The sequence below is a fragment of the Rhodophyticola sp. SM2404 genome, assembly GCF_053570515.1.
Window position 1 is genome coordinate 23,289 of record NZ_JBSEDL010000004.1, and the last position, 14,359, is coordinate 37,647.

The window sequence follows — 14,359 nt, forward strand, 5'->3', positions numbered from 1 at the left end:
TTATTCTTGACTCTTTTAGTCGGATAAATTAGCGGATGCAACACTTGTCGAAAGCAGCACCCCAAAAAAATGTGCAATGCTTTTGGGCCAGCGCTACTCCGCCAGCCAATTTCCTGAAAACAAAAAAGAAATGCGGAGGGCTTATGCCTTATCTCAACCAATCAGCATGTCTTGCGGCCTCAACAGCGATGGCGATGGTCATGGCTCTGTCAGCCACGCCTGTGCAGGCGCAAGACCTTACCACACCTTTGGGCCGGATCGTTTTGGGTTGGGGCACAAGTCAGGTTGCCATCGACACGCCACAAGCCGTCACCGTGATCGACGAGGCCGAGCTTGAGCAACAACAGGCCACCACATTGGCCGAGATTTTCGACACCGTTCCTGGCATGCAGGCGATTGGCAGCGACCGTGTCGCGGGCATGAGCTTCAATATCCGCGGGATAGGTGAACTGGCCTCGGCGGATGAGAGCCGCATTATCGTGCAGGTTGACGGGGTTTCCTCGGTTTATGAGCAATATCGCATGGGGTCGTTCTTTTCCGACCCCGAACTCTTCCGCCAAGTCGAAATCCTGCGTGGGCCAGCCTCGGCCACGCTGTATGGCTCGGGCGCGATTGGCGGGGTGGTCCGCTTTGAGACCCGCGATCCTCAGGATTTCCTTTCGGAGGGCTCCGAGAATGCCCTGCGGTTCCGATTGGCGGGGGAAAGCAATGGCGAAGGCGCGCTGGCCTCGGTGATCTATGCCACCGCCCCGAGCGAGCGGTTTGATGCGCTGGTCGCGCTCAATTACCGCCGGAGCGAAGAATATGTGGATGGCAATGGCACCGAGATTGAGGGCTCGGCCTTTGATGCAAGCTCTGGCCTGATGCGCGGGCGTCTGCGTTTTGGCGATGATCTGGAGCAAAGCCTGACCGCGAGCTATCGTGTCTGGGACAGCCAATTGGATGATACCGCCTATTCGCAGACAGGCACCCAAGCCTTCGGCACGGTGGACCGCGATATCCGCGACCAATCGGTTTCGCTGCGCTATCAATATGATGCCAGCGCGCCTTGGCTCAATCTGGATGCCACGCTCAGCTATACCGATACGCAGGTTGAGCAGAGAAATGCCTCCTCGACCACGCCATCCGTTTTGTTTGACGATAGCGAATATGCCTATCGCACCCTTGCTTTGGATGTCGTCAACACAACGACCAGCGCGGGGGCAGGCTGGGAGAATACACTGACCTATGGGCTGCAAGCCTCGCAACAAGATCGCGTGGCTATCGCGAGTTCTGGTGCCGTAAGTTTCCACCCCGAGGGTCTGGACACGCGCTTGGGGCTGTTTGTTCAGAGCGAGTTTGCACTGGATAACGGTCTGACCATCATTCCAGGTCTGCGGGCTGACTTCATTGAACAAGAACCCTCTGCGGCCTCGATTGCCGAGGGCGCGCGGGATAGGGATGATGTGGTCTTTTCCCCGAAAATTGCCGCCCAATACGACATCAACGGGGAATGGTCTGTTTTCGGCTCGCTTGCGCGGACCGAACGCGCCCCGACTTTGGATGAGCTGTTCTCCTATGATGCCGATGAAGACCCCAGCTTGCAGCTTGTGGCCGAAACCGCCGATACGATTGAGGCGGGCTTTACATGGTCGCGCGGTGGGGTGTTCACGAGCAATGATGCGCTTGATCTGCGCTTTACGGCTTTCCATTCCGATATCTCGGACATGATCACGCGCTCCAATAATGCCAGCACGCCATACCATGTGAACATCGGTGCGGTCACGACCTCGGGCTATGAGATTGAGGCGGCCTATGAGGCTGAGGCGCATTTTGCGCGTCTGGCCCTGTCGGATGTCTATGGCGAGGATAAGGCCACAGGTCTTACCCCCACATCAATCCCGCAGCGCAGCCTGTCCATGACCATTGGGCGCCGCTGGCGTGAGCAAGGGCTTCAGATCGGATGGCGTGGGCTGTTCACAGACGGGATCGAATATAGCGCGACCGACCAATATGGCGGCTATGCGGTGCATGATCTCTTTGCTGAATGGCAGCCGCAATCGGGGCCATTGGAAGGGATCGCTGTGCAATTCGGCATCGATAACATCGCCGACCGCACTTATCGCAACAGCCTGAGCCAAGATAATGGCCGCGGGCGCAGCTACCGCGTGGCCTTGACCCGCGCTGTGCAATGGTAAGGGGGCGGCTGATGATATGGCATCGCCCCATCGGGCTTTTTGCAGGGCTGTCCATTGCGCTTGCAGGGGGTGCCGGCGCGCAGGAGGCGGGGGTTTCCCCCCGCTTGGCGCTGGAGCTGAACCGTCTGGAACAGGTTGAGGCCAGTTGCCGTTTGACCTTTCTGGCCCAAAACCAGCTTGGTCATGATCTGGACCAAGTGGTGCTGGAGGCGGTCCTGTTTGACCGCAATGACAGGGTTGAGCGGTTGAGCCTACTGGATCTGCAATCCTTGCCACAGGCGGGCCAAAGGGTCAGGCAATTCGACCTTGCGGGACTGGCTTGCGCCGATCTGGGCGCGGTTCTGATCAATGGGGTTGCGGCATGTGTGGCCTCTGACCCCCAAGGCTCGGGCATCGGCGAGGCCTGCGCGCAGGGGCTTGAGCTTTCCAGCCGAGTTGAGACCGTGGAGATGCATCAATGACCCTTTCAGGTAGTATGACAGCGATCACCGATTTGATGGAACTGGGCGGGCCAGTGGTGATGCTGCTGGCCTGTATGTCGGTGCTATCCTTGGCGGTGTTTTTGACCAAGCTGGCGCAATTCATGCAGCTTGGTGTGGGGCGTCACAGGCATCTGAAAATGGCATCCGACCTCTGGGATCGGGGCCAGTCAAGCCAAGCTACTCTCGCAGCCCGAAATGCAGGAACCTATCTTGGCCCCGTTCTGGCCGAGGCAATGCAGCGCTTTGCACAACCCCATGAGGCCCGCGCCTTTCAGGCCCGTATCGAGGGCGAGATGGCCGAGCGGTTTGACACGCTGGAGCGCGGGTTTCGCCTACTTGATAGCATTGCCCAAACCGCACCGCTTTTGGGGCTTTTTGGCACCGTCTTGGGCATGATTGATGCCTTTCAAGCCCTGCAAGGCGCGGGGGCGGCGGTTGATCCATCGGTTCTGGCAGGCGGCATCTGGGTTGCGCTTTTGACCACCGCGGCAGGGCTTGGGGTGGCCATGCCCACGGCGCTGGCCCTGACATGGCTGGAAACCCGAACCGAGGCCGAACGGGCCATCGCCGATAACACGATCCGCCGCCTGTTCTGCCCGCTTGAGAAGGCACCACAAGGCGTGGCCCCTCTTGGCAATGCAGGTAAATCGCAAGGGGTTCCCTTTCTTGGCTGACCTGCGGAAACCGCCACGCCGCCGCGCGCTCTCGATGACATCCCTGATTGATGTCATCTTTCTTTTATTGCTGTTTTTCATGCTCAGCTCGACCTTCACGCGCTTTGCCGAGTTGGAATTGGGCAGTGCCGCGCAAAGTGCGCGCGCAGCAACTGAGATCCCGCCTGTTTTGCTGCAATTAGGCCAAAGCGAGATCCGCCTGAATGCAAACCCCGTGGCCTTTTCCGAGCTTGGCCCCGCATTGCAAAGCCTTGGGGCCGCGCAGGTTTTGATCTCGCTTGGCGCAGATGTGGAGGCGCAAAGGCTGGTTGATCTGCTGGTGGCCCTGTCAGGTCTGCCTGATCTGCCCGATCTAACTGTCACGGTGTTGGAGCCGCGCCCATGAGCCTGCGCCGTATCAAACCCCGCCGCCCGCGTGAGGCGACGATTGCCCTGATCAATATCGTCTTTCTGATGCTGGTTTTCTTCCTGATCGCAGGCTCGATTGCGCCGCCGCTGGATGCACGGGTCACGCTGGTGGACACGACCGATCTGGAGGGTCGCCCCCCGCCTGATGCAGGCGTTCTTTTGCCCGATGGCACGCTGCTATGGCAGGGTGCGCCGATTACGGCGGCTGAGTTGGCAGGCATGGGGCTTGAGCCGCGCGTGATCCCCGACCGCGCGGTGCCTGCGCATCTCCTTGTCCGCATGGCGGGGCAAATCCGTGCAGCAGGAGCACACCGCGTCTGGATCGTGACTGAACGGGGGCTGCAGTGAGCGTGCCGCGTCTGTCTTGGTCCATCGCCATGCTGGCGGTCTCGGTGGCGCTTCATCTTGGGGCGGTGCTGGCCTTTGGCGTGTCCACCCGCCCTGTTGAGATTGAGGGTGGCGGTCACGCAAGCGCGGCGCAGCTTGGAGCGTCATTTGCGGATATGGTGGCAGGGCAGGCAGGGGCCGCCAGCCCAAACCCGCCTGATATGGCAGAGCCCGTCACGGCGCAAAGCGTTGCACCCGTGCCTCCTGTGCAAACGGCACCTTCGGTTGCAGCTCCGCTGCCCGCGCCAATGGCCGCGCCCTCGGAGGTCGCGCCGAGCGTCGACGCTACGCTGTCCCCAAATCAGCCACGCATCGAGACCCCGACGCCTGAGCAACGCCCGCAGGCCCGCCCCGCGCGCGCCACGGCGCGGGCCAGTGGCAATGCCACCCGCGATGCGCAACGCGGCGATGCGACAGGCGAAGAGGCGGCTGCGGAAGTATCGGCGGGCGAAAGCCAAGAAGCACGAGCCACATCAGGTCAGGCCGAGGCGCGCCGTTTTCCCAGCCTTGTCCTGCGCCAAATCCAGCGGACCCGCCGCGACAGGATCAATGCGCGTGGGATGGTGGTTGTGGCCTTCTCTATCGGGGGAGGGGGGCAATTGGCGGGTCTGTCAATCGCGCAATCCTCGGGCTCGCCCGAGTTGGACCAAGCCGCGCTCAACCATTTGCGCCGCGCAGCCCCTTTCCCGCCGCCCCCCCCGCAGGCACAACGACAGTTCAGTTTCGAATTCATGGGCCGCTAGGGCGAATTTTGTGCCCTCTTAGGACGGTCTTAACCTTGCTCCCGCAGCTTGATGCGCATCTGGGCTATCAGAATGAGGGCAAGATGCGGATATTTGTGGCAGGGCATGGCGGGATGGTGGGGCAGGCCCTTCTGCGTGCCTTGAAGGCGCGTGGTCATGACGAGGTCATAACCGCCCCCCGTGCGGCGCTTGATCTACGCGATATGGCGGCACTCAGGCGGTTCTTGGCAAAAACGCGCCCTGAGGCTGTTATTCTGGCGGCGGCGCGGGTCGGCGGCATTTGGGCCAATCAAAGCTATCCTGTCGCCTTTTTGCAGGACAATATGCGCATCGCTTTCAATGTGATCGAAGCCGCCCATGAGGCGGGCATCACACGCCTGCTCAATCTGGGTTCATCCTGCATTTACCCGCGCGACGCGCCGCAACCGCTGGCCGAGGCGGCTTTGCTCTCTGGCCCGCTGGAGCCCACCAATGAACCCCATGCCATCGCCAAGATCGCGGCGATCAAGCTTTGCGAAAGCTATAACCGCCAATATGGCACGGATTTCCGCTCGCTCATGCCTGCCAATCTGTACGGGAGGGGCGATAATTTCCACCCGCAGGAGGCCCATGTGCTGCCTGCTTTGCTGGCCCGCTTTCATGAGGCTGCCCGCTCGGGCAAGCCTGTCGTCCGCGTTTGGGGTACGGGGCAAGCGCGGCGGGAATTTCTGCATGTGGATGATCTTGCGCAGGCCTGCCTTTTTGCCTTGGATTTGCCGCCTGCGACCTATTCCAGCATGACGGAGCCACAGCGCTCGATCCTCAATATTGGCACGGGGCAAGATGTTTCAATCGCCGATCTGGCGGTGATGATTGCCCAAGTCACGGGGTTTGAGGGGCGCATTGAATTTGACCCTTCCAAACCTGACGGCACAGCGCGCAAATGCCTTGATGTCATGCGGATGACCAGCTTGGGCTGGCAAGCGCAGGTCGGTCTGGAGGAGGGGATTGCGCAGACCTATGACTGGTTCCTGCGTCAATCACGCGGAGGGCTTCGTGGATTGCCGCTGCCGCTCTCGGCTTGAGAAGGGGTTGGGCAAAGAAAAAGGCGGCCCCGAAAGGCCGCCTCGTTTTCAGTTTTATGCCAGAGGCTTAGTCAGCGCCGCTTACGCGGATCGACGTATCGGCTGAGGGATTCACAAACTTCTGGATAAAGTAGATCAGGCCAGCCGCCACGATCCCGATCAGATCGGTGATCAAACCGCCCGAGATCATGCAGAGTGCTGCCGCAAAAAGGCCCACACGCAGGAACCAGACCGAACGTTGGCCCATGAACCAGCCCTGAACCCCAGCCGTAAGAAGGAAGACACCGAAGATCGCCGTCGCACCTGCGCGGATGATCTCAAGGGTATCGCCATCCATCAGGAGTGCGGAGTTGTAGAAGAACATGAAGGGCACCACAAAGGCCGCGATCCCGATCTTGAAGGAGGCCACAGAAGTCTCCATCGGATTGGCCCCTGATATCCCCGCCGCCGCATAGGAGGCCAGCGCAACCGGTGGTGTGATCGCCGAGACAACAGCGAAGTAGAACACGAAGAAATGCGCAGTCAGGTTCGGGATGCCGATCTCGATCAAACCAGGTGCCACGACCGAAGCCGCAACCGCATAGGCCGCCGTGGTGGGCATGCCCATCCCCAGCAGGATCGCGATACACATCGCAAAGAACAGCGCCAGAATTTGGCTTACACCCGCCAGATCAAGCAGCAGCGAGGAGAAGCGTGCGCCAACACCAGTCATCGAGATCACCCCGACGATAATGCCCGCACAGGCACAGACCGCGATGATCTGGATCGACATGACACCCGCCAGTTCCAAGGCTCGCACCATGCCCTTGAGGCCAAGCGCAATAGTCTCGTCGCCTTTGGTGAACTCAAGTACCGAAATCAGCACAAAGCCCGCCACAACGATCAAACTTGTGACCAAGATCAACACATCCAACAGCGATGTTGTTGCATTGGCTGCAGTGGTGATTTCAGGCGTTGGCGTCGTCAGCCAAACAGCGGCAATGACCAGCGTCAGGGCTGCCACGGCCAGCACCAAAAGGCGCTGAAGCGACCAAGGATGTTTGCCACGGAACATGAAATGCTCAGGTACCGCCCAAGACACAACCACCGCTGCGATCGTGGCCAAGGTTCCCGCACGGATAACCGAGTATCCCAAGAACAAGGCAAAGATCAGGATGATGATCGGCAGGAAGAGGAAAACCTTCTTGGCCATTTCACGGAATTTCGGAAGCTCCTCGGGGCGCATGCCGCGCATCCCCAGTTTAGCCGCTTCGAAATCGACCATGAAATATATCGATACGAAATACAGGATCGCAGGGATGATCGCCGCAATGGCGATGTCTTGGTAGGGAATGCCTGTGATCTCGGCCATGATGAAGGCACCAGCGCCCATGATCGGCGGCATGATCTGTCCACCTGTGGAGGCTGCGGCCTCAACCGCGCCCGAGGTCTTTTTGTCATAACCGACTTTTTTCATCAGCGGGATCGTAAGCGAGCCAGTCGCCACAACATTACCCGCGGATGTGCCGTTGATCATGCCCATCAGACCCGAGGCGAAGATCGCCACTTTTGCAGGGCCACCGCGTGCACGGCCAGCGGCCGCGAAGGCGAAGTTCACAAAGTAATCGCCCACTTTCGACGCCTGCAAGAAGGCCGCGAAAATGATGAACAGGATAATATAGGTCGAGGACACAGCCGTGGTTGGCCCGAGGATACCTGCATCGGTGTAAAGAAAGCCGAAGAAACGCTGCCATGTATAGGGCGTCTGTACCGCCAGAAGGCCGGGCAGCAAATGCGCGGTGAAGGTATAGACAAGGAACACCGCCGTGATGATGACAAGCGCCAGACCAGCCACGCGGCGGGTCAACTCAAGGATCATTGCCGAGCCCGCAGTTGCGGCAAAGGCAACACCGATGGGAACAAAGGTTGTCCCAACCGAGTTACGTGCCGCGGTCGAATAGATTGGCACCAGATAAAGCGCCACAAGCACCGCACAGGCGCATAGCACAATATCGGAGGTCGCAAATCCGTCGCGGTCGCGTTTTTCAAACCAACCAAGGATAATTGCGCCGAGCGTGGCGACCAGCAGCGGCAGACCATACCAATACGTTTCACTGTTGTAGATCGGCGTACCTGGGAAAGATGCCCAAGTCGGAAGGCCGCTCATTTCAGGCAAATCACCCGAATTGACCAATTGCAAAAAGCCCAAGACCGTCCAGAATGCGATCGCTGCGGGGATCAGCAAGGCATATCCCGCAAGGCTCAGCATGCGGGTCTGCGGCTTGTCTTCATTCGAGAAGGCATGCGCAGAAAATAACAAGAACCCGAGCACCAAAGCGCCCGCGATATGCACGATACGGAAGTTCCACGTCTCGAGCGGGAATTGCGGCAAAAAGGGAAGTTCGATCCCTGTATAGGCGCTGATCGAAACACCATTCAATGCAGCCATGTGAAAGCCTGCATAGAGGATCGAGATCAATGCAACGATCAGCTTGGCACGGCCTGTAAAGAGGCGGCGGTTACTTTCAACGGGTTCCTCGTCAACACCTTCTGCGATGACCGGTCCCTCGGTCTGGGCAGTTTGCTCTGTCATGGGGTAATTCCTTCGATGCGGTGTATCCCCTCTTGTTACGGGGCATGTCTCGCAGGTCTGTATGAAAGAGGTCGCGCCCTGAGGCTCAAGGCGCGACCAGAGAGTAGTTTGTGGCGGAAAAAACCTCCGCCAGACGCTTACATTGCGCTGTGGATCATGTCGTCGGCGATGGATGCGCCGCCGTTTTCATTGAACCAACGTGCCGCACCTGGGTGCCAGTTCAGAACGCCGTTTTTGTCCCAGTTTTCGGGAACGGTCGAACGAGCTGCGCCGTGGATGTTCAGCATACGCTCGTTATCCGACATAACTGTGTCTACAACTGCGTAGACAAAGCTCTCTGGCAGGTCGCAATTTGCGATCGCGAAGTTCCACATGGAAACCGAACGGGCAGGTGCTTCCAGAGTAGTGTAGGCATCAGCCGAGATGTCGTACTGGGATACAGGGAAAGCTTCCATGATCTGGGCTTGCTCTGCTTCAGTGAACTCGATGATGTTGATCTCTGTCTGAACTTCCAGCTGAGAAACAGCAGGAACAGGAACACCAGCTGCGAATGCGATCACGTCCAGCAGGCCATCCTGAAGCTGGCTGCCGAGATCGGTCCAGCCGCCATTGCGACGATCAAACTCAACACCAAGCTCTTCCATCATGCGTGGGAAGTAAGTGTCGGAGGTCGAACCCGCAGGGCCAAAGCCGATGCGTGCGCCGGCAGGGATATCTGCAACGCTTGTGATGCCCGAGGAGGACAGAGCCGTTACGGAGAACGGTGTCTGGTACATTGGGAACATCGCGCATGCATTGGTCATCTGAAGACCAGGTGCGATTGGGTTGGTGCCTGCAAGCGATTCAGCCGCTGGACCCATTGTGGTCATGCCGAACTGTGCTTCGCCAGTGTGAACCAGCGCCATGTTCTGCATTGGGCCACCAGTGACTTCGCCACCGCCGGTCAGACCGAGCTCTTCTGCAACCAAGTTTGCCCAACCGGAACCGTAAGCGAAATATGTGCCGCCCTGCGACGCAGTACCTACGGTGAAAGTCTCAGGCCAATCTGTGCGGTCCTCATGGCCATCAGCGAAAGCAGCAGTAGCTGTGAGCGCTGTGGTCATAACCAGAGCTGTCAATTTAGTGAGTTTCATAAAAGGCTCTCCCTTGTATTTTTTACAATCGGAGGAAAGCGTGTGGCACGCCGAAAATCGCATGACCCATTTCCCCCCTTTTGCTTGTGCAGCCAAGGCTCCCTCCTTGGATCTGCAACGAGTTACCCCGTCGAGGAATTGAATTCCCCAAGAGAGAGTGGCGCACAATCGACTCGCCTTCAGAAATTTTAAGAAGAGCGGAGAAAATTTTCACGATTGGCGGATTCCGACCCATCGTGCATAAATCCGTGTGTGGAAAGCTCCCCATCCGACCGATGAGCTGGCCGGATGGAGGGTTCAAGGGGGCTTAGCGCCCCAAAACATTGCCCAATAGGGACATGATATTGTCGGCGCTATCTGCGCCTGCATCCTCGGCTGAGCCTTGTGGTGTCAGCTTGTCGATCATCTCGGGCAGAAGCTGTGCCAGAAGATTGGGTGCCTCTTCCTGTGCAACACCCGCTTGCGAAGCGAAATTCGAGATCGCATCTGACCCGAGTGCCGCTTCAATCTGGCTCGGCTCAACGGCTTGGTTATCGCCTGTGCCAATCCAGCTTTCAGCGATATCGCCCAGACCCGCCGATTGGAACTGACCAAGCATTCCTGCCAAGCCACCGGATTGTCCGCCAGATTGACCGCCGCCCAAAAGGCTTGCCGCTGCTTGCAGAACGGCTGGATTGCTGGTTGCCATCTCGGCCAATTGGCCAAGCCCGCCATTACCGCCTGCGCGGCCAGCCAATGCGCCAACCAGATTATTAAAAAGTGACATGTCGTTTCCCCTAAATATTCAGCAAAAAATTCATTGATCCCCCAGAGACGGGATCGCCGCACTGGATTGCGGCCTATGGTACAAAAAGTCTTTCGATATGTATTATCAAAACTTTTGCGCTTGGCATAGTCTTTCGGATGGGGTCTTGTCGGTGCGCGCGTTTATGTATCGCGCCACAGAATTTTCAGGAAGGACATCAGATGGGATTGATTAGTTTTATCTCTAATGCGGGCAAAAAACTGTTCGGCGGAGATGAAGAGCCAAGCGCCGCAGCGCTTGAAACCGAAGTGGCTGATTTGGGCTTGGACCTCAAAGGCACTGAAATCAGTGTTGAGGGCGACAAGGTCACCCTGTCAGGTGGTGATTTGAGCGCTGAGGAGCGTGAAAAGATCATCGTGGCCGTGGGCAATGTCGAAGGCATCGCCTCGGTTGAGGCGGATGCAAGCGATGATATTTTCCACACCGTGGAAAAGGGCGACACGCTGTCGGCAATCGCCAAGAAAGCCCTCGGCAACGCCAATCGCTACCACGAGATTTTTGAGGCCAACAAACCAATGTTGAGCCATCCTGACAAAATCTATCCCGGTCAGGTTTTGCGCATCCCGCAATAAAACCGAATGGGGCAGGGCGCATCCGTCGCCCTGCCTATACCCAGCGCGATCCAGCGGGTTCAGGCGGTGAAATCGCCCTTATCCAATCCGTATTTCTGCATTTTCTCGTAAAGAGATTTTCGGCTCAGCCCCAGCATTTCATATGTCGCCTTGAGCGAGCCGCCATTGGCCGTGAGGCTGGCCGAGATCAATCCACGTTCATGCTCTGCCATCTGGTCTGATAGGGTTTGGCTTGTCGGGGCCACGTCTGCTGGTGCCGCGCTGGTCTCCACGGGCAGACCAAGCGCGAAGCGGTCAGCGGCATTGCGCAATTCACGCACATTTCCAGGCCAGGCGCGTGCTGTGAGGCTGGTCAGCAGCGAAGAGGGCACATCGCGGGGCGCAATGCGGTAGCGCGCGGCGGCCTGATCCACCAATTCTACAAACAGCCTTGGAATATCCTCGCGCCGCGCCGAAAGGGGGGGCATGCGCAAGGTGATGACATTCAGGCGATAAAGGAGATCAGCGCGGAACTCGCCCATGCTGACGGCCTCTTCAAGGTCGCGTTTGGACGCCGCCAAAAAGCGCACATCAAGGCTGACAGGATCATTCGAGCCAAGCCGCGTGATGACGCGGTTTTGGAGGGCATTGAGCAGTTTTGCCTGAAGCCCGATCGGCAGGCTGTCAATCTCATCGAGAAAGACGGTGCCGCCGCGGGCATGTTCGAATTTTCCGAAACGGGTCCGCATGGCCCCTGCGAATGCGCCTGCTTCATGTCCGAACAGTTCGCTTTCGATCAGATCGGCGGGCAGAGCCGCGCAATTGATATGCACAAAGGGTTGGCCGGAGCGGTTGCTGGCACGGTGCAATGCCCGCGCGGCGACCTCCTTGCCAGTCCCTGTCTGGCCCTCGATCAGGACATCGGCATCCGTTTCAGCCACGGCGCGCAAATGCTGGCGCAGGGCCATAATAGCGTCGCTGCGACCCGTCAGGCGCGCCTCGATCACATCGCGCTGCCCGACCTTGCGGCGCAGGGAGCGGTTTTCCAGTGTCAGCCGGCGCTTGTCAAAAGCGCGGCGCACGGTTTCGACAAGGCGGACAGGATCATAGGGTTTTTCCAAAAAATCATAAGCCCCATCGCGCATGGAACTGACCGCGAGTTCAACATCGCCGTGGCCTGTTACAAGGATCACGGGGAATTCTGGGTCAATCTCCAGCACTTTGGCCATCAAGGTCAGCCCGTCCATGCTTGGCATACGGATATCGGTGACCAGAACGCTGGCGGCCTCACGGCTGACATGGGCTAGTGCGTCCTCGGCGGCGGCGAAACATGCGACTTCCAGATCGGCCAATTGAAGCGTCTGCTCTGCGGCGAGGCGCAGATGTTCTTCATCATCAACAAAGAGGGTTTTTTCGAGTGTCATGGTCATTCAGCCGCAAGGTCAGGTCCCGCCTCTTCCTTAAGGGGTGCGGCTGTGCTGGCAAGGGTTAGTGTGAAAATTGCGCCACCTTCAGGATGGTTGGTGGCCTCGATCCGACCGCCGAAATCGCGGATGATGTTATAGGAAATCGACAGGCCAAGCCCCAAACCCTTGCCAGGTTCCTTGGTGGTGAAAAAGGGATCAAAGGCCTGATCAAGCGCGGCTGTTTCAAGCCCCGCGCCGTGATCGCGCACGATTATACTGACCTCGTCGCCATCGCGGGCGGCATAGCTGATCTCGATCAGTGGCTCATCTTGTTGCGCCATTGCATCCAGCGCGTTGGACAAAAGATTAACCAGAACCTGTTGCAGGCGCACGCGCCCGCCTGTCACCCAAATCTCTGAGCGAGGGAAGTCATGCCGGATCACCTGCGCTTTCGCTTGGCGCAAACGCGCCTCCATCAGGTCGGCTGCATCTTGGATCACCGCCAAAAGGGGGATCGGACCGATTTTTTCCTGTGGGCGGCGGGCGAAATTCCGCAAGTGTTTCGAGATGGAGGCCATCCTATCCGCCATGCCCGAGATGCGGGTGACATTCTCGCGCGCCTCTGTCGCGCGGCCCCGATCAAGGAAGGTAGCAGCGTTTTCGGCATAGGCTTTCACAGCGGCCAAGGGTTGGTTGAATTCATGACTGAGCGCTGCCGACATCTGCCCCAAAGCGGCCAGCTTGCCCGCTTGGACCAGCTCGTTCTGGGTTTGGCGAAGCCGCTGCTCGGTGGTGCGGCGATCTTCAACTTCTTGGACGAGTTGGCGGTTTGCCACATCCAGATCGAGGGTGCGTTCGCGCACGCGGCGTTCGAGTAATTCCTGCTGGCCACGCTGTGCTTCCAGCCGTTCAACCAATTCTGCACGGCGCTGAAGCAAGACCGCCACGATCAAACCGATCAGCAAAACCAGCAATGCCAGCACCGAAAACGCCACCAAAGCTTGCGCGCGTGCGGGCCCCGTTGGTGTCAGAACCTTGATCCGCCATCCCGCCAAGGCAATCAGCCTCTCCTGCATCACAAAGGTCTCAGTCGCTCCAGCTTGGGAAATGGTCAATTCTTCCAGCCCGTCCAGAATGCCTGATTGCTCGAAACTCAGCGTTTGCAATTGCGCGATCGGATATTGCCGCGTGGAGGCGATGGCCTCGATGGCAGATTCGTCCAAAGCGCCGATCGTATGGAACAGCCAGTCTTGTCTATCGGTCATGAAGATCACGTCGTTTGCATCGCCCACGATGACAGTGCTGATACTTTCACCCCATGCGTCCTCATATCCATCGAGCGTGATTTTTACGGCGACGACACCCGTAATTTCAGTTCCATCTAAAACGGGGGCGGCGAAGTAATATCCGCGCTGCAGTGACGTCGTTCCAAGCGCGTGAAAACGTCCGACCCCGCCTGCAAGGGCATCGGTAAAATAGGGGCGGAAGGCAAAGTTTCGGCCCATAAAGGACCTTTCCAACCGGTAATTGCTGCTGGCAACCGTGGTGCCATCAACATCCATTAAATAGATGTCAGACACACCCAGAGAGAGCGCGGTCTGGCGCAATTGCTCATTTGCAAAAGGGACGAGCCCCGAATTGTCAGGTTCACGCAGCACTTGCGCCAGAATTGGGCGCTCTGCCAGCAAAACGGGCAGGGCTTCCGTGCCCGCAAGCACGCCCCGCAGAACCTCGGAGACAAGGCGCAAAGTGGCTTCATCCTGACGGGCATTCTGGATCATGAAATACCGCTCGATCCGAGGGATGGCCGCAACCGCCAATGCCAGTGAGACCAGAACAACAAGCGTCAGCGCGGAAAGAGATTTCCGGCTACTCTTGGCGGGTCTTTGGGCATAGGTCTCGGTCATTGCACATTTATGCGCGTCTTGGGGCGCAAGTTCCAGTGGTATGCGCCGCT

Annotated in this window: 13 protein-coding genes; 8 read left to right on the forward strand and 5 right to left on the reverse strand. The window is 58.4% G+C overall.

The features are described 5' to 3' along the window. Nucleotides 1-143 precede the first annotated feature (143 nt). From ACTYEO_RS07115 to ACTYEO_RS07145, 7 genes are all read left to right on the forward strand, one after another. A complete protein-coding gene (locus tag ACTYEO_RS07115) occupies nucleotides 144-2,177 on the forward strand; it encodes a TonB-dependent receptor domain-containing protein (RefSeq protein WP_449323036.1) in 2,034 nt (677 codons plus the stop codon). A gap of 11 nt (nucleotides 2,178-2,188) precedes the next feature. Further along, complete coding sequence (locus tag ACTYEO_RS07120) at nucleotides 2,189-2,638, forward strand: hypothetical protein (protein WP_449323037.1); 450 nt, start codon at nucleotides 2,189-2,191, stop codon at nucleotides 2,636-2,638. Continuing rightward, nucleotides 2,635-3,333, forward strand: a complete 699-nt coding sequence (locus ACTYEO_RS07125; protein ID WP_449323038.1) for a MotA/TolQ/ExbB proton channel family protein — start codon at nucleotides 2,635-2,637, stop codon at nucleotides 3,331-3,333. The genes ACTYEO_RS07120 and ACTYEO_RS07125 overlap by 4 nt, the downstream gene beginning before the upstream one ends. Then, nucleotides 3,326-3,718 (forward strand): biopolymer transporter ExbD, encoded by a 393-nt coding sequence (locus ACTYEO_RS07130; RefSeq protein WP_449323039.1) that lies wholly within the window; start codon nucleotides 3,326-3,328, stop codon nucleotides 3,716-3,718. The genes ACTYEO_RS07125 and ACTYEO_RS07130 overlap by 8 nt, the downstream gene beginning before the upstream one ends. Further along, complete coding sequence (locus ACTYEO_RS07135) at nucleotides 3,715-4,089, forward strand: ExbD/TolR family protein (RefSeq protein ID WP_449323040.1); 375 nt, start codon at nucleotides 3,715-3,717, stop codon at nucleotides 4,087-4,089. The genes ACTYEO_RS07130 and ACTYEO_RS07135 overlap by 4 nt, the downstream gene beginning before the upstream one ends. Beyond that, the gene (locus ACTYEO_RS07140) at nucleotides 4,086-4,871 is read left to right on the forward strand and encodes a TonB family protein (protein WP_449323041.1); all 786 of its coding nucleotides are present in this window, start codon (nucleotides 4,086-4,088) and stop codon (nucleotides 4,869-4,871) included. Before ACTYEO_RS07135 ends, ACTYEO_RS07140 begins: the two co-directional genes overlap by 4 nt. An 83-nt stretch (nucleotides 4,872-4,954) precedes the next feature. Continuing rightward, nucleotides 4,955-5,935 carry a GDP-L-fucose synthase family protein gene (locus ACTYEO_RS07145; RefSeq protein WP_449323338.1) on the forward strand — a complete coding sequence of 327 codons (981 nt, stop codon included), beginning with the start codon at nucleotides 4,955-4,957 and terminating at the stop codon, nucleotides 5,933-5,935. Between the two features lie 67 nt (nucleotides 5,936-6,002). Here the strand turns inward: ACTYEO_RS07145 and ACTYEO_RS07150 are convergent, their stop codons facing one another. The 3 genes from ACTYEO_RS07150 to ACTYEO_RS07160 all read right to left on the reverse strand — a co-directional run bounded on the left by ACTYEO_RS07150 (nucleotide 6,003) and on the right by ACTYEO_RS07160 (nucleotide 10,406). Further along, nucleotides 6,003-8,507, reverse strand: coding sequence for a TRAP transporter permease (locus ACTYEO_RS07150; RefSeq protein WP_449323042.1), 2,505 nt, complete (start codon nucleotides 8,505-8,507; stop codon nucleotides 6,003-6,005). 137 nt (nucleotides 8,508-8,644) lie between these two features. Next, nucleotides 8,645-9,640, reverse strand: a complete 996-nt coding sequence (locus ACTYEO_RS07155; RefSeq protein ID WP_449323339.1) for a TAXI family TRAP transporter solute-binding subunit — start codon at nucleotides 9,638-9,640, stop codon at nucleotides 8,645-8,647. 307 nt (nucleotides 9,641-9,947) lie between these two features. Continuing rightward, entirely contained in the window at nucleotides 9,948-10,406 is a 459-nt protein-coding gene (locus ACTYEO_RS07160; RefSeq protein WP_449323043.1) for a YidB family protein, read from the reverse strand. Nucleotides 10,407-10,606: 200 nt separating this feature from the next. On the opposite strand from ACTYEO_RS07160, the gene lysM reads away from it, so the two are divergent. Then, on the forward strand, nucleotides 10,607-11,017 hold the full coding sequence (lysM, locus tag ACTYEO_RS07165; protein WP_449323044.1) for a peptidoglycan-binding protein LysM: 411 nt from the start codon (nucleotides 10,607-10,609) through the stop codon (nucleotides 11,015-11,017). A 59-nt stretch (nucleotides 11,018-11,076) separates the two neighbouring features. Here lysM and ACTYEO_RS07170 read toward each other — a convergent pair whose 3' ends face one another. Together ACTYEO_RS07170 and ACTYEO_RS07175 are read right to left on the reverse strand one after the other, a co-directional pair. Next, the gene (locus ACTYEO_RS07170) at nucleotides 11,077-12,420 is read right to left on the reverse strand and encodes a sigma-54-dependent transcriptional regulator (protein ID WP_449323340.1); all 1,344 of its coding nucleotides are present in this window, start codon (nucleotides 12,418-12,420) and stop codon (nucleotides 11,077-11,079) included. A 2-nt stretch (nucleotides 12,421-12,422) separates the two neighbouring features. Continuing rightward, the gene (locus ACTYEO_RS07175; protein ID WP_449323045.1) at nucleotides 12,423-14,309 is read right to left on the reverse strand and encodes a sensor histidine kinase; all 1,887 of its coding nucleotides are present in this window, start codon (nucleotides 14,307-14,309) and stop codon (nucleotides 12,423-12,425) included. Nucleotides 14,310-14,359 lie beyond the last annotated feature (50 nt).